Here is a 25,603-nt window from a genome sequence, read left to right on the forward strand (position 1 = left end):
GGACAGGGCCGCCGCGCCCTAGGATCGTGACGGCACCGGTCACTGCTCTTCGGGGGGGCACACGTGGATCCCACAGCCATGGGACTGAAGCTGGCATCGTCCGTCATCGGCCCGCTCGTGAAGAAGTTCTTCGTGGCCGACGCCCCGGGGGCGGGGCTGGTCGACGATCCGATCCGCCTCTCCGGCTACGTCTCCTTCAAGGGCGAGAAGCGCACCCTCACCGAGTCCGACGTACGCGGCCTGGCCGCCACCCTCGTCGAACAGGCCGTGCGCGCGGGCGAACGCCACGTCCCGGCGGACGAGCACGAGGCCGTCACCGACGCCCTCGCCTCGACGCTGCACGCCCTCGGCGACCTCACGATGACGGACGTCGACGCCGTCCGCCTCGGCCCGGAGGCCTTCGCCCGCGCCCTGCGCCAGGCCGCCGACCGACCGGAGCGCCAACTCTCCGCCGACGCCACGTACTTCTACGAGGCCCTGCTCGCCCTCGCGGCCCACCACATCCTGGAGTTCTTCACCCAGCGCAAGACGTTCGTGGCCCACGCGCTGGTCCGCCAGACCCGAGCGATGGATGAACTGACGGTCAAAACCGACGAGTTGATCCGCCGAACCCCGGTCCCCGACGCGGCGGACGCCGCGTTCGAGGCGGCGTACCTGCCCTACGTGGCGAAGAGGCACGGCAAGCTCACCATCTACGGGATCGACCTCAGCAATTCGCCGACCAGATGGCCGCTGGACGTGGCGTACTTGAGTCTGGAAGCGGTGCCGCTGGAGTCCCGCGAGTCGGCGGAGAACCTGTTCAACACGTCCGAAGACGCCCCCTTCGACCTCCGGAACGCCATCCGCCATGCACCCGGATGCCAGCCCGCGGATCAGGCCATGGCCGGGGCGCCCCGCGTCCTCCTGCGGGGCGAGGCGGGTTCGGGCAAGACCACGCTCGTCCAGTGGCTGGCCGTCACCGCCGCACGGCAAGGCCGCGCGGACCAGCCCGCGTACCTCAGGAACCGCATCCCCTTCGTCCTCCCCCTGCGTACGCTCACCCGGCACGGCGAACGGCTGCCCGCACCGAAGGACTTCCTCACCGCGATCGGCTGCCCCCTCACGGGTACCCAGCCGGCCGGCTGGGAGCACCGGGTACTGACCGCCGGGCGGGGCCTGGTCCTGGTGGACGGCATCGACGAGATTCCCGAGCCCGAGCGGGCACGGGCCCGTCGCTGGCTGCGGGATCTGGTCGACGCGTACGACGGCGCCAACCGCTGGCTGGTGACCTCGCGCCCGTCGGCCGTCGGCCAGGACTGGCTCGCCGAGGACGGCTTCGGCGAACTGGCCCTGTCCTCCATGAGTCCAGCCGACACCGCCACCTTCATCGAGCGCTGGCACACTGCCGCCCGCAGCGAAGTGCAGGAAGCGGAGGAGGCCGCCGAACTCGACGCGTACGAGGCGCAGCTCATCACGGCGGTCCGCACCAAGGGCGATCTCGGCCGGCTGGCCACCAACCCCTTGATGTGCGGGCTGATCTGCGCACTCCACCGCGACCGGCGGGGTTATCTCCCGCACGGCCGCCGGGACTTGTACGAGGCCGCGCTCTCGATGCTGATCTGCCGGCGCGACCGGGAGCGCGACATGGTGGTTCCCGAGCTCCGGGAGGAGCCGCAGCTCGATCTGCTCCAGCGGCTCGCTTACTGGCTGATCAAGAACGGCCGTACCGAGATGGACCGTTCGCAGGCGGAGGACATCATCGGCCGGGCACTGCCGGCCATCCCGGAAGCGGCGGCCCTGGGCGGGGCCCAGGCCGTCTTCGACCACTTCCTCCAGCGCAGCGGCCTGCTGCGCGAACCGGCTCCGGGCACGGTGGATTTCGTACACCGCACCTTCCAGGACTTCCTGGGGGCCCGGGCCGCGGTGGAGGAGGGCGACTTCGGCCTGCTCACCGCGCATGCCGCCGACGACCAGTGGGAGGACGTCATCCGCATGGCGGTGGCCCTCGCGCGCCCCCGCGAACGCGTGGGGCTCTTCGAGTCACTGTTGGCACTCGGCGACCGCACCCGCGACGAGCGCACGCAGGCCCGCGTCTACCTGCTCGCCGCCGCCTGCCTGGAACACGCCACGACCCTGGATCCGTCGGTCCGCGAAGCCGTGGAAGAGCGCACCGCCCGGTTGATCCCGCCGCGCAACGAGGCGGAGGCCCGCAACCTGGCGGAAGTGGGCCCGCTCATCCTGGAGCTGCTGCCCGGGCCCGAGGGCCTCAGCGACAATGACGCGCATTGCACGGTCATCGCGGCCTCACGGGTCGGGGTGGACGCCGCCCTGCCCTTCTTGGCCCGGTTCACCGGGCACTCCTCCCATGTCGTGCGCCGCCAGCTCGCGTGGGCCTGGTCGCGCTTCGATACCGCCCGGTACGCAGACGAGATCATCAGCCGCTTGGACCCGGACAAGCTTCAGTACAGCATCACGTCCGACGAACAACTGCCGCATCTGGAGCGCCTGGTAACAGCCCCTGTCTCCCTGGACGTCAGGAGCAGAGTGTCCCTGGACGCACTCGGCTCGTACATCTCGCGAAATCCGCTGACCGGACTCCGGTTGACGAACCACCCGGCGAAGGATCTGGGGTTCCTGGCCGGTCAGACCGAGCTCGCATCGGTCGAGCTTGCTTCGTGCGACGCCTTGCTGGACCTTTCGGCTCTCGGCGGGCTGCCGCTCAAGAGCCTGGCCATCCTGAACTCGGCCGGCGTGGACCTGCGCCCCCTGGAGCACCTCTCACAGCTCGACTCGCTGATACTCGAAGGCCTCGTCGATCCAAGCTGGTCCACCGAGATCCTGCACACCGACGCACCCCTTCACGCCCTCACGCTGTCCGCCTCTACGCTCCCCCGGCAAGGCCTCAAGGGAATCAGCCGGCGCACCGGGCTCACGTTCATCAACGTCGCGCCCGGCCGGATTTCTGCTGAGGACTGGTGGGAGCTCTCCAGGCTGCCCGCTCTCGGCATCGTCGCCCTTAAGGCAAACTCCTTCGAGAACCTTCCGGACGGCCCGATCCTGGCAAAGGTCACGAGCCTTTTTCTCTTCGGCGAGGTAGGAGTCCGCGTCACACAGTTGGTGGTCGACCGGCTGGCCCACACCTTCCCCGGACTGCTCAGCTGCCACTTCACCAACGGACTGACCCTGGAGGGCTCCATCGACGTCACCCCCTTGGCAGGGATGGCCGCCCTGAAGAACTTCCACATCTACGTGCCCCGTGCCCAGCTTCACGGCATCGAAGCCCTGCCCCAGTCCATGACGATCCACACCTCGGACAACTGATCCCCCCCTCACCACCGGCTACTCCTTCGGCTTCCCCGGCTCGTCGTGCGTGGAGCAGTGGATCCCGCCGCCGCCCGAGGCGATGGTGTCGATCTTCACCATGACGACCTCGCGCTTCGGGAAGTGCTCCTGGAGGATGCTCTTCGCCCGGGCGTCCGCCTGGGCGTCGCCGAACTGCGGCATGAAGAGGGAGCCGTTGGCCACGTAGAAGTTCGCGTACGTGGAGACGAACGCGTCGCCGCGGCCGGTGATCTTCTCCAGGTCGGGCTGCGGGAGGTCGACGACCTCCAGCTTCTTGCCGCGGGCGTCCGTCGCGTCCTTGAACACCGACCGCGCCTGGTCGGCCGCGCGGGACCAGACGTCCGGCGGGGAGTCCGCGTGCGCCTGGTCCAGCAGGACCACGCCGGGCTCGGTGAACCGTACGAGGCTGTCGACGTGCGCGTCCGTGATGTCCTGGCCGCGGACTCCGGCGAGCCAGATGACCTTCTTGATGCCGAGGGTGCTCTTCAGCTCGGCTTCGATCTGGTCCCGGCTCTTCCCGGGGTTGCGGTTCTTGTTGACGACGGAGCTCTCGGTGACCAGCAGCGTGCCCGCGCCGTCGGTCTCGAAGGAGCCGCCCTCGGCGACCAGCGGGGCCTGGACCCGCTGGATGCCGTACTTCGCGAGCAGCAGCTTGCCGACCTGACCGTCGTTGCGGTGTTCCTGCTTGTTGCCCCAGCCGCTGAAGTTGAAGTCGACGCCGAGCAGCTTGCCCGGCTCCTCGACGAACACCGGTACGGTGTCCCGCGCCCACAGGTCGTCGACCGCGAGCGGAATGACCTCCACCTGTGATCCGCAGGCCTTCTGGGCCGCGTCCACCTGCTCGGGGCGGGCCATCATCACGACGGGCTCGTACTCGCCGACGGCGCGCGCCACCCGGGCGATGTCCTCGCGGACTCCGGGGAGCATCTCGCCCCAGACCCGCTCCAGGGCCGGCCAGGACATGAAGGTGCGGGCGTGGCTCTCCCACTCGGCACCGAAGCGGCGGCCCGAGGCCGACTCTCCGGGGGCCGGGGAGGTCTCCGCCTCGCCCGGTTCGGAGGGAGCGCAGGCGGCCGCCCCGAGGGCGAGTGCTCCGCCGATACCGGCGAGGGAGCGCAGTGCGGTGCGGCGGGACATGGGGGGATTCAACACAGGAAGCTCCGGCATGCGACTGGGGGCTACAGGGGGACGCTGGGGGACGCCACTGAGCAGGCTGCACTTAGCTCTAGCGTGCGCGCGCAGCGGACGGGCGGCGACACGGCCCGTGCCTCGAAAGCGGGATCTCGAAAGCAGGATGCGGAATGCGGCATTTGCCGATCCGACCGGCCCCACTGTTGCACTGACTAGATATTCAGTCAATCCGGACCCCTCCCGAGGGGCCGGGCTGCGGGTAGGGTGTCGAATCGTGGCTGACCGTCGAACAGCAATCATGGAAGGGGCCGCGCGGGTCATCGTCCGGCGCGGCGTCCGAGGCCTGCGCGTGGAGGAGCTCGCCGCGGAGGCCGGCGTTTCCACGGCGTTGATCTACTACCACTTCAAGGACCGCGCGGGCATCCTGCGCGCGACCCTGGAGTTCATCAACGACCGCGCGGGGCGGTACACCACGGAGCGCGATCCCGGCGAAGAGCCGCTGGACGCCCGGGGCGAGCTGGAGCAGACGCTCCTGCTGGAGTTCCAGGACACGCCCGGGGTGCGGGAGAACAGCACGGCCTGGGGAGAACTCCGGGCCAGCGCGGTATTCGACCCCGACCTGCGGGAAGACCTCGCGCGGGCGACGCTCGTATGGGTCCAGGAAGTGGGCGAGCTGCTCGGCCGCGTCCGCCCCATGGCCGGGGCGGCGGCGCTGGCCGGCACCGCCGAGCGGCTGACGGCCCTGGTGGAGGGCCTGAGCTCGCGCTGGCTCAGCGGCAGCCTGCCCCTGGCGCACGCCCGCGAGCTGATGGTGTCGGCCATCGACGCTGAGCTGGACCGCCTCGCCCGGACCTGATCCGGCCGCCGCCCGCCGCTGACAGGGCCCCGGCGGCCCGCGGCGGCCCGGCACGCCGTCGCTCCCGATCTCGCCGGTCCGCCGATCGCGTCCCCCAGCATCCCTCGACACCCCCCGGCACCCATCGCGACCCCTCCGGACAGCCTCCGGGCCCACCCACGACCCGAAGCTTGACTGAATTTTCAGTCAGTGACAGAGTGCGAGCCGTGGCCGAAACCGGCACGTACCCCTGATCTGGAGAAATACGATGAGCGACTCCCCCGGCGCCAGCCGCTCCCTCGTCAGCCGGCTCTTCGGAGCCACGCCCTCCCGCAGGCGCGTCCTGGGAGCCGCCGGCCTCGGCGCGGCGGGTGCGGTGCTGGGCGGTTCGGCGGCCTCGATGGCCTCCGCGGCGCCCCGGCCCGCGAACCCGGCGCTGCCGCGCTGGTGGGTGGACCGCGACGACGTCCCCCACGCGCGCACCTGGATGTCCTGGCCGTCGCGCTCCTCCGTCTGGGGCGGCCGCGCCCTCGGCGGGGTCCAGGAGGACATCGCGCTGATCGCCAAGACCATCGCGCGCTACGAGCCCGTCGTGATGTGCGCGCCGGACTCCTACACGGCCTCCACCGCCCGTTCCTGGTGCGGCCCCGGGGTCACGGTGATCACCTCGATCCCCACCGACGACCTCTGGATGCGCGACATCGCCCCCGTCTTCCGCCGGGACGGCCGGGGCGGGCTTGACGCGATCGGCCTGAACTTCAACGGCTGGGGCAACAAGCAGACCCACGCCTACGACGCCGACGTCGCAGAGCTCATCGCGCACGACGGCTACCTCGCCTTCAGCAGGACGGACTTCGTCGGCGAGGGCGGCGCGATCGAGACCGACGGCGACGGCACCGTGATGGCCACCGAGAGCAGCCTGGTCAACAAGAACCGCAACCGGGGCATGAGCCGGGCCGAGATCGAGGAAGCCGTCCTGCACGCCTACGGCGCGGACAAGATGATCTGGGTGCCCGGCATCAAGGGCAAGGACATCACCGACGACCACATCGACGTGACCTCGCGGTTCATCGGGCCCGGCGTCGTGATGGTGCAGGTGCCTCCGGCGGACCGCGATGACGTGTGGGCGCGCGACGCCCGCGAGCAGCTGTCGATCCTCTCCAACGCCACGGACGCCAGGGGCCGGCGGCTGAAGGTCATTCAGGTGGCCGGTCCGGACACCGTGCGGTCGAAGAACCCCCAGTTCGTGGACTCGTACCTCAACTTCCACGTGGTCAACGGGGCTGTCATCACCGCCCAGTTCGGCGACGAGGCGAAGGACGCGGCGGCCAAGCAGGCCCTGGGCGCGGCCTTCCCCGGCCGGACCGTGGTCCAGCTCAACGTGGACCGCCTGATGGCCGGCGGCGGCGGCATCCACTGCTCCACGATGCACGAGCCGCTCCCGTAGGGGGTGTCTTGCCGATCAGGCCGGGCTCGATCAGCAAGACACCCCCTTGGACCTCCGGCCGCGAGGCCACCCCCTTCACAGATGAGGCCGTATGCGACTGACACCGACCGAGCGGGACCGGCTGCTGATCTTCACTGCGGCCGAGCTGGCTCGTGCCCGACGCGCCCGGGGCGTGAAGCTCAACGTTCCCGAGGCGACCGCGCTGATCACCGACACCGTGTGCGAGGCGGCCCGGGACGGCCGCAGGCTGGCCGAGGCGATCGCCGCGGGGCGCCACGTGCTGAGCGCCGGCGACGTACTGCCCGGGGTGCCCGACGTGGTCACCTCGATCCAGGTCGAGGCCGTTTTCGACGACGGTACGCGGCTCTGCGTCATCGACGACCCCTTCCGGCAGGAGGGTTCGCTCGGGGCCGACGCCCCCGGCGCCGGACTGCCCGGGGACGGGGCGGGTTACGAGCCCGCCGAGGCGACGATCCGGCTGCGCGTGCGCAACACCTCCAGCGTGCCGATCAGCGTCACCTCGCACTTCCACTTCTTCGAGGCGAACCCGCGCCTCGCCTTCGACCGGGGTGCGGCCTACGGCTCCCGGCTCTCCGTACCGGCGGGCTCCTCGGTCCGCTTCGACGTCGGCGCCTCCGTGGAGGTGGAGCTCGTACCCATCGGCGGGGCGCGCGTCGCCATCGGTTTCGCGGGGCTGGTCGACGGCCCCCTGGACGCGCCCGGCGCCCGCGAGGCCGCCCTGGCCAAGGCCCGTGCCACGGGGTACCTCACCGAATACCAGGAGGAGCAGCAGTCATGAGCGCCAGCGTCTTCGACTCGGCGGGCTGCCACGGCCGTCCGGGCGCCGCCCCGGCGGACAGCACCGATCCGCACGACTACATGGCGGTCCACGGCCCCCGGGCCGGGGACCGGATCCGGCTCGGCGACTCCGGTCTCATCGTGCGCGTGGAGTCCGACTCCCAGAAGCCCGGGGACGAGTTCCTGGCCGGCTTCGGCAAGACCGCCCGCGACGGCCTGCACCTCAAGGCCGCCGCCGTCCGCGAGACCTGCGACATCGTCATCAGCAACGCCCTGGTCATCGACGCCGTCCTCGGTATCCGCAAGACCAGCATCGGCATCCGCGAGGGCAGGATCCACGCGATCGGCCGGGCGGGGAACCCCGACACCCTGGACGGGGTGGAGGTGGTCGTCGGTACGGGGACCACCATCGTTTCCGGCGAGGGCATGATCGTCACCGCCGGGGCCATCGACACCCACGTGCACCTGCTCTCCCCGCGCATCATGGAGGCCTCGCTGGCGTCCGGCGTCACCACGATCATCGGCCAGGAGTTCGGGCCGGTCTGGGCGGTCGGCGTCAACTCCCCCTGGGCGCTGAAGCACGCCTTCAACGCCTTCGACGCCTGGCCCGTCAACATCGGCTTCCTCGCCCGCGGTTCGTCCTCGGACCCGGCCCCGCTGATCGAGGCGCTGGCCGAGGGCGGCGCCTCCGGATTCAAGGTCCACGAGGACATGGGCGCGCACACCCGCGCCCTGGACACCGCGCTCCGGGTGGCCGAAGAGCACGACGTGCAAGTCGCCCTGCATACGGACGGGTTGAACGAGTGCCTCTCGGTCGAGGACACCCTGCGCGTGCTGGACGGCCGGACCATCCACGCCTTCCACATCGAGGGCTGCGGCGGCGGACACGTCCCCAACGTCCTCAAGATGGCGGGCGTTCCCAACGTCATCGGCTCCTCCACCAACCCGACCCTGCCCTTCGGCCGGGACGCGCTGGGCGAGCACTTCGGCATGATCGTCTCGGCCCACGACCTCAAGGTCGACCTGCCCGGCGACGCCGCCATGGCCCGCGACCGGATCCGTGCCGGGACCATGGGCGCGGAGGACATCCTGCACGACCTCGGGGTCATCGGGATCACCTCCTCCGACGCCCAGGGCATGGGCCGCGCGGGCGAGACCGTACGCCGCACCTTCGCCATGGCCGGGAAGATGAAGACCGAGCTCGGCCCCCTGGACGGCGAGGGCTCGTACGGCACGGCGCAGAGCGGCGACGACAACGAACGCGTGTTGCGCTACATGGCGAAGCTGACCATCAACCCCGCCATCGCGCACGGCCTTGTCCACGAGGTCGGCTCGATCGAGGTCGGCAAGCTCGCGGACCTCGTCATGTGGTGGCCCCAATACTTCGGCGCCAAGCCCCAGTTGGTGCTCAAGGGCGGCTTCCCCGCCTACGGGGTCACCGGCGATCCGAACGCGTCCACGGACCGCTGCGAACCCCTGGTCCTCGGGCCGCAGTTCGGCGCGTACGGGGCCACCGCGGCCGATATATCCGTGGCCTTCGTCGCGGAGGCGGCCGTCCAGAACGGCGACCTGATGCCCACCCGGCGGCGCCGCGTCGCGGTCCGCGGGACCCGGGGCATCGGCCCGAAGGACATGCTCCGCAACGCCCGTACCGGCAGTGTCGACGTGCACCCCGGCACGGGTCTGGTCTCGCTCGACGGCGAACCGCTGGTCTCGGAGCCGGCCGATTCCATCTCGCTCAGCCGCCTGTACTTCCTCTAGGAACCCTGGGACCCCTGGGCGCCCTGCGGGGCCCGGCGGAAGTCCAGCATGCAGAACACCTTGTCGTAGCGGCGTTCACCGACGGCCACGAAGTCGGGCAGCCGCCCGTACTCGGTGAAGCCCAGCGAGGCGTAGATCCCCAGGGCGCGCGCGTTGTCCCCGCGCGCGTCCAGGGTGAGGACCTCGATGCCGGCCGTCCTGGCGTCTTCGATCAGGGCGGCCGTCAGCGCCCGGCCGCAGCCGCGGCCGTGGATCTCCGGGTCGACCGCGACCTTCTCCAGGTCCGCGTGCGGCCGGTGGGTCGGTCGGGCGTAGCGCTGCCAGTACCCCAGCCCGACGAGCCGGGGGCCGAGATAGGCGGCGCGCAGGGCCGCGTCCCCGGCGCGTACGGCGGCTACGAGGCGTTCGAGCATCTCCGCGACCTCTTCGGGCGCGGGCGGCTCCACCCAGCCCAGGGCCGCTCCCCCGGCCACCAGCTCGGCCAGGATCCGGTGCGCCTCCGCGGCGAACCGGGCCGCCCGGTCGGGGTCGGAGGCCAGCTGCGGGGCGTCGAGGAGGGCGAGCGCCGCGGGCTCGCCGTTGGTTTCGGTTGCCGGTTTCATGATCGGCAGCCTAAGGGGCCCACGGGCCCAACGGACCGAGGGATCCCGAGGGATCCCGAGGAACCGCTCAGGCGTCCAGCTCCGCGTCGATCGCGTCGGCGAGGAGCCGGCGTGCGTGCTCCAGGGGCAGCGAGCCGCTGAGCCACCGCACGCTGAGGCCTTCGAGCAGGGCCGTCAGCCGTTCGGCGGCGGCCGCGTGCTGCGGGGCGGTGCCGGTGGGCCGGGCCTGGGCCAGGAGGTAGGAGATCTCGTGGACCCAGCTGTGCGTGGCCTTCGCGACGTCCTCGCGCAGGTCGGGGTCGAACACGGCGCTCGCCCTGAGCTCGCCCCAGGCCGTGCTGTTCTCGCGGACCTCCGGGGTGTCCTGGAGTTCGAGGAGCAGGACTTGGGTCAGCTCGACGCGGGGGCTCTCGGGGACGTCCAGGCCCGCTTCGCGCTCGGCGGTGTAGCGCTCGGCGCGGTCGCTGATGAACTCCAGGGTCCGACGCAGAATCCCGGCGCGGTCGGTGAAGTGGTAGTAGATCAGCGAGGTGGACACGCCCGCCTCGGCTGCCAGCTCCCCCACGCGGAGCCCGCGCACGCCGCGTCGCGCGATCACTCGCGTGGCGGCTCTGAGTATTTCTGTTCGACGGTCTGACACGAAGGGTCACTCTACCCGTCGGGGCCGCCACCTGGGGCTTTTTCCTGACCGTAACATCAGGGTCGATATTTGCGGGGAAGATGTCGCGATCATATCTATTTGCGACCCCCTCTCCCCCTCGTCCCCCACCGGGGCGCAAGGCGGGGACCGACCCGCCTGACACCCGGCATGGCCGATTCCGCATCAGCTTGGCCAGAACCATTGACTGAATTTTCAGTTCGGTGGAGGATGCGGGCACATCACCACACCTCTTGCCCGCGGCGAGCCCATGTCCTCGCCGCGAATACTGACTAAATTTTCAAACAGGAGAGATCATGACTACGTTCCGGATGCCGGCCGAGTGGACCGACCACGAAGGCTGTCTGATGGCGTGGCCGACGCGGCAGGAGCTGTGGGGCGACGTCTTCGACGAGGTCAAGGCGGAGTACGCCCAGGTCGCCACGGCGATCGCCGAATTCGAGCCGGTCACCATGGTCGCCGTGCCCGGCAGTGGCGACGAGGCCCGCGCGCTGTGCGGGGCGGGCGTCACCGTGATCGAGCTCCCGATCGACGACTCCTGGTTCCGCGACTCCGGCCCGATCTTCGTCCTCGGCGAGAACGGCGAGCGGGCGGGCGTGGACTTCCGCTTCAACGCCTGGGGCGGCAAGCACTTCCCCTACGACACCGACGACAAGATCGCCGGGGCCCTGCTGAACCACTTCGGCGTGGACCGCATCGACTCCCGGATGATCCTCGAAGGCGGCGCTATCACGGTCGACGGCGAAGGCACCCTGATCACCACCGAGCAGTGCCTGCTGCACCCGAACCGCAACCCCGACATGACCAAGGACGAGATCGAGGCCGAGCTGATCGCCCGCCTCGGTGTCACCAAGGTGATCTGGCTGCCGTACGGCGGTCTGCTGGACACCGAGACCGACGGTCACGTGGACGGCGTCTGCGCCTTCGTCGCCCCCGGCAAGGTGATCATCTCCGTGCCGAGCGACCCCGCCCACCCCGACTACGAGCGCATGCGTGTGAACCGCGCCGTCCTGGAGTCGGCCACCGACGCCGCCGGGCGCCCGTTCGAGATCATCGACCTGCCGCAGAGCAACCTCGTCGAGGTCGACGGCCGGGAGACGGAGGTCAGCTACATGAACTTCTACGTCGCCAACGGCGGGGTCGTCGTACCGGTCGCCGACACCCCCGAGGACGAGGGCGCCCTCGCGGTCATCGCGGCCGCGCTGCCGGGCCGCAAGGTCGTCGGAGTCCGCACGCGCGTGGTCGCGTGGGGCGGCGGCGGCATCCACTGCATCACCCAGCAGGTACCCTCCGCCCACCGCACCGCCTGACCGGCTCGCCCCCTTCGCCGCGCACGGGCCGGCGGCCCGCCCCCGAGTCCCCCTCCTCGCCCCAGTCGGCCGCCCGGCCCGTACCTCCCCCGCCCAGCATGGAAGAGAGAGCACCGATGCCCAGATCCCTGCCCTGGTCCAGAGCCACCAGCTCCGCGCGCAGCCAGTCCGCCGGCACCCGGTCCGCCGACACCCGGTCCTCCCGGCCCCGGTCCGCCCGTCGCCGGTACGCGCTGCCCGTCGCGGCCCTGGCCGCCGTCAGCCTGGTGGCCGCCTGTTCCGGCCCGCCCAAGGGCGGAGCGCCCGCGAACGACGCGGCCTTCAAGCTGTCCACCGGCACTCCGGCCGCCGCCGGTGAGCTGGACTCCTTCACCTGGGCGCTCTACGCGGAGCCCCCCACGCTGGACTACATCTCGGCCTTCGACTACCCGCAGAACACGATCCTGTCGAACGTCTGCGAAAGCCTGATGAAGTGGACCCCGCAGCTCACCATGGCTCCGGGCCTGGCCGAGAAGGCCACCAACGCCACCCCGCTGACCTGGGTCTACGATCTGCGCCCGAACGTGAAGTTCCACGACGGCGGAACGATGACCGCCGACGACGTGGTCTTCAGCCTCGGCCGCCAGATGAACCCGGACCTCGGGGCGGCCTGGAACAGCAACTTCGCCAACGTCGAGTCGGTCAAGAAGACCGGCCCGCTCCAGGTGACGGTCACGCTGAAGCAGCCCGACTCGCAGTTCCCGCAGTACATGGCGACGGCCGCCGGCGTGGTGGCCTCGAAGGCCGGCGTGGAGAAGGCGGGCCAGAACTACGGCACCGCGGGCAGCCTGGACTGTACGGGCCCCTTCAAGCTGGGCACCTGGAACAAGGGCCAGTCGATCGAGCTCCAGCGCTTCGACGACTACTGGGGCACCAAGGCCAAGTCGAAGAAGGCCGTCTTCACCTTCCTGACCGACCCCTCCGCCCGGACCAACGCCATGCTCAACGGCGAGGCCGACGGCGGCTACCTGATCCCCACCGAGAGCTACGACCGGCTGCGCAAGAGCGGTGCGGGCACCCTGTACTTCGGTGAGGGCCTCAGCACGGTCAACGTCAACGTCACCAGCATGAAGGGCGCCCTCGGCGACGTCCGCGTCCGCCGGGCCCTGTCCCTGGCCCTGGACCGCCGCGGGTTCGTCAAGGCGGGCCTGGGCGGCGCGGGCACCGTCACCACCTCGCTCACCGCGAAGGGCGTCTGGGCCACGGCCCCCGAGAACCTCCGCAAGGCCGCCTTCGAGGGGCTCCCCTCGCCCGACCAGAACATCGAGGCGGCCAAGAAGATGATCGAGGAGGCGGGTGCCACCGGCAAGACGGTCACCATCGCCACCAGCTCGATCGGCCAGGACGTCTCCCTGCTGGCCACCGCGGTCCAGGACGCCGGCACCAAGATCGGTCTGAACGTCCAGCTGAAGACCATCGCCCCCAACGCCTTCACCTCGCTGTTCACCGACCCCAAGGCGCGCGAGGGCCTGGACATGTTCCCGGAGACGTACTACGACTCCATCACCGACCCGATGGACCTGCTGAGCAACTTCCAGACCGGGGCCTACCAGAACTACGCCGGCTACAGCGACGAGGCCTACGACTCGCTCGCCGACAAGGCCCGCGGCGAGTACGACCCGGCCAAGCGCTTCTCCGCCGCCGTCGAGCTGCAGAAGAAGGCGGCCGACCAGCTGCTGTGGATCCCGGTCGCCGAATGGCCGACCGCCGTCTTCCTGAACAAGCGGATCACGGGCGCACCCACCACGATCTCCTACCTGTACTACCCCTGGGCCGCGGACGTCGGGGCGGCCGCGCGATGAGTTTCCTCCGCTTCGCCGTACGGCGGCTGGCCGAGATGGCAGCCACCCTGCTCGGCGCCTCCTTCATCATCTTCGGCGCTCTGTACCTGGCCCCGGGCAACCCGGCGAGCTTCCTCCTGGGCGGCCGCTCGGCCTCCCCGGAGGCTCTGCAAGCGATCAACGAGCACTACCACCTGGACGACCCGTTCGTGGTCCGCTACGGGCGCTGGCTCGGCCAGGTGGTGCACGGCGACTTCGGCCGCTCGATCACCTACCGCACCGACGTGTCGCGGCTGCTGGCCGACCGGCTGCCCAACACCCTGATGCTGATCACGATGGCGCTCGTACTGGTCCTCGTGTTCGGGCTGATCCTGGGCTGGATCGGCGCGGTCCGCGGCGGGAAGACCGACTCGGCGATCCTGGTGACCACCACCTTCGCCATCGGCACCCCGTCGTTCGTCGCGGCGGTCATGCTGCAAGGCCTGTTCGCGGTGACGCTGCACTGGTTCCCCACCGGGGGCACCGGTGACGGGTTCCTCTCGATGCTGTGGCACCTGACCCTGCCGGCCGTCGCGCTGGCGCTCTACCTGATCGGCATGCTCGCCCGGGTCACCCGGGCCGCGATGGTCGACGTCCTGGGTCAGGAACACGTCACGGTCGCCCGCAGCCGGGGCGTGTCCGAGCGCCAGGTCATCAGGCGGCACGTGTTCCGCAACGCGCTGGGCACCGTGCTCACCACGGGCGGGCTGATCGTCTCCACACTGCTGGTCTGCACCGTCCTGGTGGAGTCCGCGTTCAGTGTGGGCGGCATCGGCCAGCTCCTCGAACTGTCCACCACGACCAAGGACTTCCCCACCGTGCAGGCCATCTCCCTCATCATGGTCGCGCTGTTCATGACGGTGAACCTCGTCGTGGACCTGCTCCATCCGCTGGTCGACCCCCGGGTCGCCCTCGGCCCCGCGAAGAAGGCCGCGTGAGCTCCGTCCTGGTGCGCCGGCCGGGCCTGTCCCGGATCCGGACCTCCCGCGCCCCCCTCTCCCTGCTCTGTCTGGGCTTCGTCGCCGTCGTCGTCATCGTCGCGCTGATCGCCCCCTGGATCGCCCCCTACGATCCCAACGCCATCGACCTGGGCAACGCCCTCGCGGGACCCTCCGCCGACCATCTCCTCGGGGTCGACGCCTCCGGCCGGGACACGCTGTCCCGGCTGGTCCTGGGAGCCCGTACCTCGCTCCTGGGCCCGCTCGGCGTCGTCGTCTTCTCCACCCTGGCCGGTGTCGCGATCGGCACCGCCGCCGCCTGGCGGGGCGGCTGGCTCGACTCGGTGCTGTCCCGCAGCACCGAGCTGGTCTTCGCCTTCCCCGGCATGCTGCTGGCCATCCTGATCGTCTCGGTCTACGGCGAGGGGCTGCTGGCCCCGGTCATCGCCCTGGCGATCGCCTACCTCCCCTACGTCAGCCGGCTCACCCGCTCCCTCGTACTGGCCGAGCGCGCTCGCCCGTACGTGGAGGCGTACCGGGTGCAGGGCCACTCGGGGCTGCAGATCTGCCTGCGCCACGTCATCCCCGGCATCGCGCCCGTGGTGCTGGCCCAGTCCACGATCAACTTCGGCTACGCGCTGATCGACCTCGCGGGCCTGTCCTTCCTCGGGCTGGGCGTCCCCGCCCTGACCCCCGACTGGGGCCGCATGGTCTTCGACGGCAACGTCGCCATCCAGTCCGGCTACCCGCTCTCGGCGATCGTGCCCTGTGTGGCCATCGTGCTCACCGTGGTCGCCTTCAACGTGGTCGGCGAGCGCTGGGCCGACAAGGTAGCCAGGAGGGACCGATGAACACGCTGAACACCCTCGACATCCAGGGGCTGCGGCTCAGCCTGCCGAACACCGTCCGGCCCGTCCTCGACGGGGTCGACCTCACCGTCGGCGCCCGCGAGACCGTGGCCCTGGTCGGCGAGTCCGGCTCCGGCAAGACCCTCACCTCGCGCAGCGTGCTGCGGCTGCTGCCCGACAAGGCCCGTACGGAGGGCACGGTCCGGGTGGTCGGCGACGACGTCCTGACGATGACCCCGGCGCAGCTGCGCGTCCTGCGCACCAGCACCGCGGCCATGATCTTCCAGGATCCCCGGGCGGCCATCAACCCGATGCGGCGCGTCGGCGACTTCCTCACCGAGAGCCTGCGCCTGAACGCGAAGATGGCCAAGGACGCCGCCGAGGAGCGGGCGGTGACGATGCTGGAGGCCGTCGGCCTCACCGGCGCGGCCCTGCGCAAGTATCCCGGACAGCTGTCCGGCGGCATGCTGCAACGGGTCATGATCGCGGCCGCGTTGATGGGCGATCCCGCCCTGATCCTCGCGGACGAGCCCACCACGGCGCTCGACGTCACCACGCAGGCCGAGGTGGTCGCCCTCCTCGGTGATCTGCGCGAACGCTTCGGCACCGGGCTGCTGTTCGTCACGCACGACCTCGGCCTCGCCGCCGCGATCAGCGACCGCGTGTACGTGATGTACGCGGGCCGGATCGTCGAAACGGGCCCCGCCGACGACCTGTTCACCCGGCCGCGCCACCCGTACACGGTGGCGCTCCTGAACTCCACGCCGCGGCTGGACGCCCCGCGAGGGCGGCTCGCCGCCATCGAGGGCCGGCCGCCGAGCCTGCGCGAGGAGCTCACCGGCTGCCCGTTCGCCGCGCGCTGCGTGTTCGCGACCGACGTGTGCAGGCAGGAGGCCCCGGAGCTGCTCCCGTTGGCCACCGAGCCGGCCCGCCTCGTCTCCTGCCACCACAGCGACGAGGTCGCGGCGAAGGAACGGAAGGAACTCCACCCATGACGACCACGACGAAGACCGTTCTGGAGGTCTCGGGCCTGAGCCGGGCCTACGGGAGCGTCCAGGCCGTGGACGACGTGTCGTTCCGGCTGTCCGAAGGCGGCTCCCTGGGCATCGTCGGCGAATCGGGGTCGGGCAAGACGACCACCGCCCGCATCGTCGTCGGTCTGGAGACCGCCGACGGCGGCCGGGTCGAGATCAACGGCCGCGACCGGACGGAGCACCGGCGCGGCAAGGCGGGGCGCCTGGAGCGGGCCCGCGAGATCCAGATGGTCTTCCAGGACCCCTTCCTGTCCCTGGATCCCCGCATCACCGTGGGCGGGGCGATCCGGGAGACGCTCAAGCTGCACTTCCCCGGCACCGACCACACCGGCCGGATCACCGAACTGCTCGACCAGGTCGGCCTCGGAGCACGCGAGGCCGACGCACTGCCCCGGCAGCTGTCGGGCGGGCAGCGCCAGCGCGTGGCGATCGCCCGTGCGCTGGCGGTCGAACCGTCCGTCCTCGTCCTCGACGAGGCGGTCGCCGCCCTGGACGTCTCGGTGCAGGCGCAGATCCTGAACCTGCTCTTCGACATCCGCGAACAGACCGGCATCGGCTACCTGTTCATCACCCACGACCTCGGCGTAGTGCGCTGTGTCACCGACGACGTGATCGTCATGAGGCACGGCCGGATCGTCGAAGCGGGTCCGACGGCACAGGTGCTCGCCGACCCCCAGCACCCTTACACGCGCCTGCTCCTGGAGTCCGTACCCCGCCCGGGGTGGGACCCGCGGAGCATCGCCGCCGCGCGCCGCGCCCTGTGAGGGGGGCCGTGGGCGCGTCGGCGCCCACGGCCCATCGGTTCACCACTGCACGCATTCGCGCATCCACGCATGACTGATCGGAGATCAGAGATGAACGAGCACGTCGTACGGACGCTGGACAGACGGGGTTTCCTGACGGCGGCGGGCCTCACGGCCGCCGGCGCGGCGCTGGCGGCGGTCGGCGGGCAGGCCTTCGCGGCCGTCCGCCCGTCGGCCGCCGCCACCGCGGGCGGTTTCGCCGTCCCGATCGACACCGTCCGGCACACCCGGACCTGGATGGCGTGGCCCGACAGCTCCGCCATCTGGGGCAACAAGCTCTCGGGTGTCCAGGCGAACATAGCGCTCATCGCGAAGACCATCGCGAAGTACGAGCCGGTCGTGATGTGTGCCAACTCCGCGAGCGTGGCCAAGGCGAAGAGCGCCTGCGGTTCGGCGGTCACGGTCATCGGCACGATCCCGGTCGACGACTGCTGGATGCGCGACACCGGTCCGGTGTTCCGCACCAACGGGGCGGGCGGCCTGGACGCGATCGGCACCAACTTCAACGGCTGGGGCAACAAGCAGACCCACGCCAAGGACGCCCTGGTGGCCGGCCGGATCGCGGCCTACGCCGGGGTTCCGTTCAGCGCCGCCGGGTTCGTGGGCGAGGGCGGCGCGGTGGAGACGGACGGCGCCGGCACGCTCATGGCCACCCGCAGCTCCCTCATCAACTCCAACCGCAACCCCGGCAAGACCCAGGCGCAGTTGGAGGCCGCCCTGTGCGACGCCTTCGGCGCGTCCAAGGTCGTCTGGTTCAAGGGCGTCCTCGGCAAGGACATCACCGACGACCACGTCGACGCCACGTCCCGGTTCCTCGCCGAGGGCGTGGGCCTGGTCCAGATGCCGCTCGCGAGCGACACCGACGCCTGGTCCAACGACGCACGTGCGCAGTACCAGATCCTGTCCACCACCATCGACGCCCAGGGCAACCCGGTCGCGGTCACCAAGCTCCAGGGCCCCGACTACAACAAGATCCGCTCCACCAACCCCGACTTCGTCGGCGCGTACGCCAACTACTACGTGTGCAACGGCGCGGTCATCTCCCCGCAGTTCGGTGACACCACTGCGGACGCGGCGGCCAAGGTCACCCTCCAGCGGGCCTTCCCGGGCCGGGTCGTCGAGCAGCTCAACATCGACAGCCTGGGCGGGGGCGGCGGCGGCATCCACTGCGTGACCCAGCAGCAGCCGGTCGCGTAACGGCTCGTCCCCACCGGGTCACGCACCATTGTGCCGATGGACCGCCAGGCCGTCGGACCGTGAAACGACTCGGGCCCCCTGCGAACAGCAGGGGGCCCGAGGATCAGCGCGCGAGCACCGTGACCCCCAGCATGCGCGCCCCCTCCTCCGTGCGGGGGCGGTGCCGGCTGCCCGGGGCGAACACCACGTAGGTTCCCGGGCCGTGGCGCTCCTCTCCCTCAATGACCTCGCCGCTCAGGACGAAGTACCGCTCCTCGTTCTCGTGGACGTCGATGTCCGGCCACTCGGTGCCCGGGGCGAAGTCGATCAGCCAGCCGCCGGCGAACTCGGTCGCCGGGAGCCTGCGGCGGACGATGCCGGGGGCGACGTCGGCCGGCTCGATGTCGTCGATGTGGACGGTGGTCTTCAGCGGGCCCGTAGGCGTTGTCTCACTCACGCACTCACGATCGCCCGAGGCGCGCCCCCCGGCCCAGAGTCTCGAATGACATCACCAGGTATATTCCTGCCATGAGCCGCCATCGCGTGGTCGCGCTGCTGAACGCGCCACAGTCACCGTTCGAACTCGCCTGCGTCGCGGAGGTGTTCGGATCCGTGCGGCCGGACCTGCCGGTGCGCTACGAGTTCACGGTCTGCGCCGGGCGACCCGGGCCGCTCCCGGCCACGACCGGGCCCGCATGGCACGTCGAGGCGGGGCTGGACGCGCTGGAGGACGCCGACACCGTCATCGTTCCGGGCTGGCAGCCGACCGGGGCGGCCGTGTCACCGGAGATCCTGAGCGCGCTGCGTGCGGCGCACCGGCGCGGGGCGCGGGTCGTCTCCATCTGCACGGGGGCGTTCGTGCTGGCGCGGGCCGGGTTGCTGGACGGCCGCCGGGCGACGACGCACTGGCGGCGCGCGGAACAGTTCGCGGCCGCGTTTCCCCAGGTGGAGGTGGACGCGGACGTGTTGTACGTCGATCACGGCGACGTGGCCACCAGCGCCGGCTCCGGCGCGGGCATCGATCTGGCCCTGCACCTGGTCCGCCGGGACCACGGCGCCGCCTACGCGGCCGCGATCGCCCGAAGCATGGTGCTGCCGCCGCACCGGGAGGGCGGCCAGCTCCAGTACGCCACCCGGCCCGCCCCGGCCAGGACCGACCAGTCGCTGGCGCCGCTGCTGGAATGGGCCCTGTCCCGGCTCGGCGCGGAGTTGACGATCGACCGCCTCGCCGAGCAGGCCGGGGTCTCGGGCCGGACGCTCGCCCGGCGCTTCACCGAGCAGCTCGGTCAGAGCCCCGGCCAGTGGCTGCTCACCCAGCGTCTCGACGCGACGCGCGTCCTGCTGGAGCGGACCGACCTGTCGGTCGAGGCCATCGCCACGCGGGTCGGCCTGTCCTCCGCCGTCAACCTGCGACGCCGCTTCCGAACCGCCCTCGGCACGACGCCCGGTGCCTACCGGAGGACCTTCGGCGACTGAGCGCCCAGTCACGCGACGGGTCACCCGGCCGGTCACCCCACGGCCCGGAAACGCAAAGGACCCCAGCCGAAGCTGGGGTCCTGCTGGTGTCCGAGGGGGGACTTGAACCCCCACGCCCGATAAAGGGCACTAGCACCTCAAGCTAGCGCGTCTGCCATTCCGCCACCCGGACTAGGTGGTCGGCCCCGGTTTCCCGCGGCGACATGGACAACAATAGCAAAGGTTCGGCGGGGTTCCGACCAGGTATTTCTTCGGGGCCGAGTTCGACGCGCCGCGCTGACCTGCGGGCATGTCCTGCGGGCCGCCGGATGCTGATACCCGGCTGGACACCGGGGTTCCCAGACGGTCGGATGGGCGCCGCATGTTCGAACGCAGGGGGGAATCACATATGGAATCCGAGCATCGCGTCAGCACGCTGGAGCTCTTCTTCGACCTCGTCTTCGTCTTCACCATCACCCAGCTGACGGTGCTGTTCTCCGACGACCTCACCGTGCGGGGCGCCGGGCGGGTGCTGCTGATCTTCACGGTGCTGTTCTGGATGTACGGCGCCTACGCGTACCTGACCAACCAGGTGCCGCCGGACCGGCCCGTGCGGCGGGTCCTGATCCTGCTCGCCATGGGCGCGTTCATGGTGTGCGCGCTGGCCGTGCCGACCGCGTTCGGGGCCGGCGGGGTGGCCTTCGGGCTCGGCTACCTGGTCGTCGTGGTGATGCACAGCGTCCTGTACAGCCAGGCGTACGGGCGCAGCGTGCTCTGGTTCGCGCTGCCCAACGGGATGTCCGCCCTGTCGGTGACGGCCGCCGGGCTCTTCGACGGGCCTGCGTCGCTGGGCCTGTGGGGGCTGGCGCTGGTGTTCCAGTTCACCACCCCCGTCATCTCCCGCTGGGCGGCGGCCGGCGGGGCGGAGGCCTCCGCCGGGACCACCATGGACGACCAGCTCGGCGGGATCGGCGCCGCGCACTTCGTGGAGCGGCACGGACTGCTGCTGATCATCGTGTTCGGCGAGTCGGTGATCGCGATCGGCATCGGGGTGGGCTCGCTGCCCCTGACCCCCGGGATCGCCGGGGGCGCCTTCCTGGCGCTGGCCGTGGGGGCCACCCTGTGGTGGATGTACTTCGTGCGCGACGAGGGGCGCGCCGAGCACGTTTTCGCGAGCACCCCGACCGAGCGGCGTTTCAAGCTGGCGCTCCGCGCGTACTACTACGCCTTCATCCCGATGCTGCTGGGCATCGCGGGGTTCTCGGCGGGCGTGAAGAAGAGCATTGGGCACCTGGGCGAGCAGCTGCCGGCCGGGCCCGCCTTCGCCCTCGCGGGCGGGGTCGCCTGCTATCTGGCCGGGGACGTCGCCTTCCGGCTGGTGCTGGGGATCCGGCCGGTACGGTTCCGCGCGCTCGCGGTGGTGCCCGTACTGGCGACCGCCGCGGCGGGGACCCGGCTCGGCGGCGCCTGGCAGCTGACCGGGCTGGTCCTGGTGCTGCTGGCCGCGCTGGCGGCGGAGGCCCGGAGCGCGTCCGTGGCCGCGGTGGCGGACCCGGACGCGGCGGGGGCTCCGGAGGAGCCGCGGGGCTCCGCCGGAGCCGCCGTGGAGGCTACGGGCAGCGGATGACCTGGCCCGCGTAGGAGAGGTTGCCGCCGAAGCCGAAGAGGAGGACCGGCGCCCCGGAGGGGATCTCACCGCGCTCGACCAGCTTGGACAGGGCCATCGGGATGGAGCCGGCCGAGGTGTTGCCGGAGTCGACGACATCGCGGGCGACGACGGCGTTGACGGCGCCGATCTTCGCCGCCAGCGGCTCGATGATCCGCAGGTTCGCCTGGTGGAGGACGACGGCGGCCAGCTCCTCGGGGGTGACCCCGGCCTTCTCGCAGACCTTGCGGGCGAGCGGGGGGAGCTGGCTGGTGGTCCAGCGGTAGACGGACTGGCCCTCCTGCGCGAAGACCGGCGGCGAGCCCTCGATGCGGACCGCGTGGCCCATCTCGGGGACCGAGCCCCACAGGACCGGGCCGATGCCGGGTTCGTCGGAGGCCTCGACCACGGCCGCGCCGGCTCCGTCGCCGGTGAGGACGCAGGTGGTGCGGTCGGTCCAGTCGGTGATCGCGGTCATCTTGTCGGCACCGATGACCAGGGCGCGGGTGGCGGCGCCGGCCCGGATCGCGTGGTCGGCGGTGGCCAGGGCGTGCGTGAAGCCCGAGCAGACGACGTTGATGTCCATGACGGCGGGATGGCCGCCCATGCCGAGCTTGGCGGCGACGCGGGCGGCCATGTTCGGTGAACGGTCGATCGCGGTCGAGGTGGCGACGAGGACGAGGTCGATGTCGTCCGGGCTCAGGCCGGCACTCGCGAGGGCCTTGCCGGCGGCCTGGTAGGCCAGCTCGTCCACCGGCTCTTCGGGACCGGCGATGTGGCGGGTCTTGATCCCGACGCGGGACCGGATCCACTCGTCGTTGGTGTCCACCATGGCCGCGAGGTCCTCGTTGGTCAGCACTTTCGCGGGCTGGTAGTGCCCTAGCGCCACCACGCGTGAACCGGTCATGGGCAGGATCCCCCTTGTAAGGCAGTCAGGATGTCCCAGCTTTGCCTGCTACCCGTGGGTACGGGGGCGCGTGACCCGACAGGATTCAGTGCCCTGAATTTGGAGCTTCCCGAGGATCGTCCAGCCGGGACGGGGCCCTAAGCGGATCCGGGACAATGGGGTCGTCAGGCGTGGGACGAAGACAGAACAGGTGGGCTGATCACATGGGACGGGTCACCGAACGCCGTCGTGTCGTCCGGATCCGGAACGGCGTCGCGGGTACCCGGGCGGACACCCTGGTGGCCGAAGAGCCCCTGGAAATAAGGCTGAACGGCAAACCACTGGCCATCACGATGCGCACCCCGGGCGATGATTTCGCGCTCGCCGTGGGCTTCCTGGCGAGCGAAGGGGTGATCGCCTCCGCGTCGGACGTCCAGGCCGTGACCTACTGCGAGGGCGCGACCGAGGACGGAACCAACACCTACAACGTGGTGAACGTACAACTGGCCGCCGGAGTTCCGGTGCCGGACATCACCCTGGAGCGCAACGTCTACACCACCTCCTCCTGCGGCCTGTGCGGGAAGGCCAGCCTGGACGCGGTGCGCACGGCGACCCGGTACCCGGGGCTAGCGGACGATCCCCTACGGATCCCCGCGCGGCTGCTCGGGGAGCTGCCGCAGCGGCTGCGCGCGGAGCAGAAGGTCTTCGACCGCACGGGCGGGCTGCACGGCGCCGGGCTGTTCTCGGCGCGGGGCGAGCTGCTCGACGCGCGGGAGGACGTGGGCCGCCACAACGCGGTGGACAAGATCATCGGGCGTGCGCTGCAAGCCGGCCTGCTGCCGCTGGCGGGCTCGGTGCTCCTGGTGTCGAGCCGGGCCTCCTTCGAGCTCGCGCAGAAGGCGGTCATGGCGGGCATACCCGTCCTGGCGGCCGTGTCCGCACCGTCCTCGCTGGCGGTGGACCTGGCCCGGGAGTCGGGGCTGACCCTGATCGGGTTCCTGCGGGGCGGGGACATGAACATCTACGCGGGCGAGGAACGGATCGTCCTGTCGGGGTGAGACCGCCGCGGGAGCGGGGCCGGTGTGCGGCCCCGCCCTTGGCAGCGGACTACTTCCGCTTCTCGGCCAGGACCCCGGCGCCGGTGTGCGGGGTACCCGGCTTCGCCTCGACGGTCTGGCTGTACGGGTTGTCCTTCGAGGCGGGCTCGACCTTCTTCGCCGCCACGTGGTCGGTGCCCGGGGCGGCCTCGACCGTCTTCTGCGGCGAGGCCTTGCCACCGCCGTGGCCGTGGCCGCCGCCGTCCGCGGCATTGGCGACACCGCCGCCGAGGACTAGGGTGCCGAGCAGGACGGCGGCCGAGGTGGCGGCGATGCGCTTGCTGATCTTCATGGAGGGGCTCCTTGCCGTGGGGGGTCCGACTGACACCCCGAAGGTAGGAGAAGGCGACATTTCGCCGCTCTAACGCTCCGAGCCCCAGGACCCCCTCCGTGCTTACGGCGCCACGACGCGGACCCGTCAGCGCCCCCGGCGGCCTCGGCGGGAGGCCGGGGCCGTCGCCTTCGGGGCCGGGGGGTCGATGCGGTGGAGGTCGAGGGTGGCCGGGACCGGGGTGGCGCCGGGGCCGCCCGCCTCGGCCCAAGCGATGATCTCGTCGGTGGCGGTGTCGTCCAGGGCCCAGCCGAACCAGGCGGCACGGGCGCCCCGGCGGCGGGCTTCCGTGGTGGGCTGCACCACGATCACGTTCGCCTGCGCGCACGGTCCGAGACAGTCGGTCGTACGGACGGCCAGGCGCCCCTCGGAGGCCGCGGCGGCCTCGCGCAGCCGGGCCAGCTGACCCGCGTGGTCGGTGCCGGGGTTCTTGCGGGGGTCGCCGCAGCAGCAGCCGCGACAGACCACCAGGGTGCAGGGGCGCGGGGCGTTGGCGGAGAGCGGGCGTATCCAGGTCACCGCCGCACGTTACCGGGCCTGCGGGGCGGGGTGTTGAGCGGTGTGGGAGACCTCCGCCACACGGTCGGCCGGGAGTTCGGCGAGGCCGGGGGCTTCGGCGGCTTCGGCGGCTCCTGGGGCTTCGGCAGGTCCGGTGGCCTGCGGGTCCTGCGCGCGGCGGCGGGCCAGGACCGCGCAGACCATCAGCTGCATCTGGTGGAAGAGCATCAGCGGCAGCACGGCGAGGCTCGCCTGCGGACCGAACAGCACGCTGGCCATGGGCAGTCCGGCGGCCAGGCTCTTCTTCGACCCCGCGAACTGGATGGCGATCCGGTCCTCGCGGGTGAATCCGAGGCGCTTCGCCCCGTACCAGGTGACCAGCAGCATGACGGCGAGGATCACCGCCTCCACCGCCATCAGCGCGCCGAGGCGCGGGACGCTGACCTGGTGCCAGATCCCGGCGACCATCCCCGCGCTGAACGCGGTGTAGACGACGAGCAGGATCGAACCACGGTCCACGTAGCCCAGCACCTTCTTGTTGCGGACGAGGAAGCCGCCGGCCCAGGGACGCAGGACCTGGCCGAGGACGAAGGGCAGGAGGAGCTGGAGGACGATCTTCAGCACCGAGTCGAGGGAGAACCCGCCCCCGTCGTTGCCGAGCAGGCCGGCGGCGAGGACCGGGGTGAGGAAGATGCCCACGAGGCTGGAGAAGGAACCGGCGCAGATCGCGGCGGGGACGTTTCCCCGGGCGATCGAGGTGAAGGCGATCGAGGACTGGATGGTGGAGGGGACCAGGCAGAGGAAGAGCAGGCCGCTGTAGAGCGGGGGCGTCAGGAGGGTGGGGACCAGCGTGTGGGCGGCGAGGCCGAGGAGGGGGAAGAGGACGAAGGTGCAGGCGAGCACGGTGAGGTGGAGCCGCCAGTGGCGCAGGCCGTCGAGGGCCTCGCGGGTGGAGAGCCGGGCACCGTAGAGGAAGAAGAGCAGGGCCACCGCCCCGGTGGAGGCGCCCTCGGCCACGGGGGCGGCCGCGCCACGGGCGGGGAGCAGGGCCGCGAGCCCGACGGTGGCGAGCAGGCCCAGGATGAACGGGTCCACGGGGAGCCGGGCGGGAAGGTGCGGGCGGCGGCGCATGGGGGTGCTCACTTGCTCTGGTCGGGGGGCGGAGAGGGG

At 71.2% G+C, this 25,603-nt stretch carries 23 protein-coding genes and 1 tRNA gene; 15 read left to right on the forward strand and 9 right to left on the reverse strand.

Annotated features, from left to right (window positions below):
• Positions 1-78: 78 nt before the first annotated feature.
• Positions 79-3,300, forward strand: a complete 3,222-nt coding sequence (locus tag ACFXDJ_RS03160) for an NACHT domain-containing protein (RefSeq protein ID WP_384658172.1) — start codon at positions 79-81, stop codon at positions 3,298-3,300.
• An 18-nt stretch (positions 3,301-3,318) separates the two neighbouring features.
• On the opposite strand, the gene ACFXDJ_RS03165 is transcribed toward ACFXDJ_RS03160, so the two are convergent.
• Complete coding sequence (locus tag ACFXDJ_RS03165; RefSeq protein WP_384658175.1) at positions 3,319-4,458, reverse strand: agmatine deiminase family protein; 1,140 nt, start codon at positions 4,456-4,458, stop codon at positions 3,319-3,321.
• 292 nt (positions 4,459-4,750) lie between these two features.
• Between ACFXDJ_RS03165 and ACFXDJ_RS03170 the strand changes: the two genes are divergently transcribed.
• The 4 genes from ACFXDJ_RS03170 (at position 4,751) to ACFXDJ_RS03185 (ending at position 9,293) form a co-directional block, all read left to right on the forward strand.
• A complete protein-coding gene (locus tag ACFXDJ_RS03170; RefSeq protein WP_384658186.1) occupies positions 4,751-5,308 on the forward strand; it encodes a TetR/AcrR family transcriptional regulator in 558 nt (185 codons plus the stop codon).
• Between the two features lie 247 nt (positions 5,309-5,555).
• The gene (locus ACFXDJ_RS03175; protein WP_384658177.1) at positions 5,556-6,734 is read left to right on the forward strand and encodes an agmatine/peptidylarginine deiminase; all 1,179 of its coding nucleotides are present in this window, start codon (positions 5,556-5,558) and stop codon (positions 6,732-6,734) included.
• Between the two features lie 91 nt (positions 6,735-6,825).
• A complete protein-coding gene (locus ACFXDJ_RS03180; protein WP_384658180.1) occupies positions 6,826-7,533 on the forward strand; it encodes an urease subunit gamma in 708 nt (235 codons plus the stop codon).
• Between the two features lie 80 nt (positions 7,534-7,613).
• Positions 7,614-9,293 (forward strand): urease subunit alpha, encoded by a 1,680-nt coding sequence (locus ACFXDJ_RS03185; protein ID WP_384658187.1) that lies wholly within the window; start codon positions 7,614-7,616, stop codon positions 9,291-9,293.
• Here the strand turns inward: ACFXDJ_RS03185 and ACFXDJ_RS03190 are convergent.
• Both ACFXDJ_RS03190 and ACFXDJ_RS03195 read right to left on the reverse strand, forming a co-directional pair.
• A complete protein-coding gene (locus ACFXDJ_RS03190) occupies positions 9,290-9,895 on the reverse strand; it encodes a GNAT family N-acetyltransferase (protein WP_384847619.1) in 606 nt (201 codons plus the stop codon). The two genes, ACFXDJ_RS03185 and ACFXDJ_RS03190, sit on opposite strands and share 4 nt — an antisense overlap.
• Before the next feature lie 67 nt (positions 9,896-9,962).
• Positions 9,963-10,535, reverse strand: a complete 573-nt coding sequence (locus ACFXDJ_RS03195) for a TetR/AcrR family transcriptional regulator (RefSeq protein WP_384654901.1) — start codon at positions 10,533-10,535, stop codon at positions 9,963-9,965.
• 314 nt (positions 10,536-10,849) lie between these two features.
• Between ACFXDJ_RS03195 and ACFXDJ_RS03200 the strand changes: the two genes are divergently transcribed.
• The 7 genes from ACFXDJ_RS03200 to ACFXDJ_RS03230 all read left to right on the forward strand — a co-directional run bounded on the left by ACFXDJ_RS03200 (position 10,850) and on the right by ACFXDJ_RS03230 (position 18,542).
• Positions 10,850-11,863, forward strand: coding sequence for an agmatine/peptidylarginine deiminase (locus tag ACFXDJ_RS03200; RefSeq protein ID WP_384654898.1), 1,014 nt, complete (start codon positions 10,850-10,852; stop codon positions 11,861-11,863).
• 116 nt (positions 11,864-11,979) lie between these two features.
• On the forward strand, positions 11,980-13,704 hold the full coding sequence (locus tag ACFXDJ_RS03205; protein ID WP_384654895.1) for an ABC transporter substrate-binding protein: 1,725 nt from the start codon (positions 11,980-11,982) through the stop codon (positions 13,702-13,704).
• Complete coding sequence (locus tag ACFXDJ_RS03210) at positions 13,701-14,660, forward strand: ABC transporter permease (protein ID WP_384654892.1); 960 nt, start codon at positions 13,701-13,703, stop codon at positions 14,658-14,660. The genes ACFXDJ_RS03205 and ACFXDJ_RS03210 overlap by 4 nt, the downstream gene beginning before the upstream one ends.
• Positions 14,657-15,511 carry an ABC transporter permease gene (locus ACFXDJ_RS03215; RefSeq protein ID WP_384654890.1) on the forward strand — a complete coding sequence of 285 codons (855 nt, stop codon included), beginning with the start codon at positions 14,657-14,659 and terminating at the stop codon, positions 15,509-15,511. The genes ACFXDJ_RS03210 and ACFXDJ_RS03215 overlap by 4 nt, the downstream gene beginning before the upstream one ends.
• Positions 15,508-16,503 carry an ABC transporter ATP-binding protein gene (locus tag ACFXDJ_RS03220; protein WP_384654887.1) on the forward strand — a complete coding sequence of 332 codons (996 nt, stop codon included), beginning with the start codon at positions 15,508-15,510 and terminating at the stop codon, positions 16,501-16,503. The genes ACFXDJ_RS03215 and ACFXDJ_RS03220 overlap by 4 nt, the downstream gene beginning before the upstream one ends.
• A complete protein-coding gene (locus ACFXDJ_RS03225; RefSeq protein WP_384847622.1) occupies positions 16,500-17,306 on the forward strand; it encodes an ABC transporter ATP-binding protein in 807 nt (268 codons plus the stop codon). The genes ACFXDJ_RS03220 and ACFXDJ_RS03225 overlap by 4 nt, the downstream gene beginning before the upstream one ends.
• Before the next feature lie 90 nt (positions 17,307-17,396).
• Positions 17,397-18,542, forward strand: coding sequence for an agmatine/peptidylarginine deiminase (locus ACFXDJ_RS03230; RefSeq protein WP_384847625.1), 1,146 nt, complete (start codon positions 17,397-17,399; stop codon positions 18,540-18,542).
• A gap of 103 nt (positions 18,543-18,645) precedes the next feature.
• Here the strand turns inward: ACFXDJ_RS03230 and ACFXDJ_RS03235 are convergent, their stop codons facing one another.
• Positions 18,646-18,978, reverse strand: a complete 333-nt coding sequence (locus ACFXDJ_RS03235; protein WP_384654881.1) for a cupin domain-containing protein — start codon at positions 18,976-18,978, stop codon at positions 18,646-18,648.
• Between the two features lie 71 nt (positions 18,979-19,049).
• On the opposite strand from ACFXDJ_RS03235, the gene ACFXDJ_RS03240 reads away from it, so the two are divergent.
• On the forward strand, positions 19,050-19,997 hold the full coding sequence (locus ACFXDJ_RS03240; protein WP_384654878.1) for a helix-turn-helix domain-containing protein: 948 nt from the start codon (positions 19,050-19,052) through the stop codon (positions 19,995-19,997).
• A gap of 84 nt (positions 19,998-20,081) precedes the next feature.
• Here the strand turns inward: ACFXDJ_RS03240 and ACFXDJ_RS03245 are convergent.
• Positions 20,082-20,169, reverse strand: a tRNA-Leu gene (locus ACFXDJ_RS03245).
• A gap of 216 nt (positions 20,170-20,385) precedes the next feature.
• On the opposite strand from ACFXDJ_RS03245, the gene ACFXDJ_RS03250 reads away from it, so the two are divergent.
• Positions 20,386-21,603: a low temperature requirement protein A gene (locus tag ACFXDJ_RS03250; protein WP_384847628.1), complete on the forward strand. Its 1,218-nt coding sequence runs from the start codon at positions 20,386-20,388 to the stop codon at positions 21,601-21,603.
• Here the strand turns inward: ACFXDJ_RS03250 and ACFXDJ_RS03255 are convergent.
• The gene (locus tag ACFXDJ_RS03255) at positions 21,587-22,528 is read right to left on the reverse strand and encodes a beta-ketoacyl-ACP synthase III (RefSeq protein WP_384654876.1); all 942 of its coding nucleotides are present in this window, start codon (positions 22,526-22,528) and stop codon (positions 21,587-21,589) included. The two genes, ACFXDJ_RS03250 and ACFXDJ_RS03255, sit on opposite strands and share 17 nt — an antisense overlap.
• 203 nt (positions 22,529-22,731) lie before the next feature.
• Here ACFXDJ_RS03255 and fdhD point away from each other — a divergent pair, with 203 nt between their 5' ends.
• Positions 22,732-23,565, forward strand: coding sequence for a formate dehydrogenase accessory sulfurtransferase FdhD (gene fdhD, locus ACFXDJ_RS03260; RefSeq protein WP_384654873.1), 834 nt, complete (start codon positions 22,732-22,734; stop codon positions 23,563-23,565).
• A 49-nt stretch (positions 23,566-23,614) separates the two neighbouring features.
• Here the strand turns inward: fdhD and ACFXDJ_RS03265 are convergent, their stop codons facing one another.
• The 3 genes from ACFXDJ_RS03265 to ACFXDJ_RS03275 all read right to left on the reverse strand — a co-directional run bounded on the left by ACFXDJ_RS03265 (position 23,615) and on the right by ACFXDJ_RS03275 (position 25,564).
• Complete coding sequence (locus ACFXDJ_RS03265) at positions 23,615-23,896, reverse strand: hypothetical protein (RefSeq protein ID WP_384654870.1); 282 nt, start codon at positions 23,894-23,896, stop codon at positions 23,615-23,617.
• 126 nt (positions 23,897-24,022) lie between these two features.
• Positions 24,023-24,454, reverse strand: coding sequence for a (2Fe-2S) ferredoxin domain-containing protein (locus ACFXDJ_RS03270; RefSeq protein WP_384847631.1), 432 nt, complete (start codon positions 24,452-24,454; stop codon positions 24,023-24,025).
• A gap of 9 nt (positions 24,455-24,463) precedes the next feature.
• Complete coding sequence (locus tag ACFXDJ_RS03275) at positions 24,464-25,564, reverse strand: bile acid:sodium symporter family protein (protein ID WP_384654864.1); 1,101 nt, start codon at positions 25,562-25,564, stop codon at positions 24,464-24,466.
• Positions 25,565-25,603 lie beyond the last annotated feature (39 nt).

Origin of the sequence: Streptomyces sp. NPDC059443 (assembly GCF_042750105.1) — a bacterium.
In the GTDB taxonomy this organism is placed as follows: Bacteria; Actinomycetota; Actinomycetes; order Streptomycetales; family Streptomycetaceae; genus Streptomyces.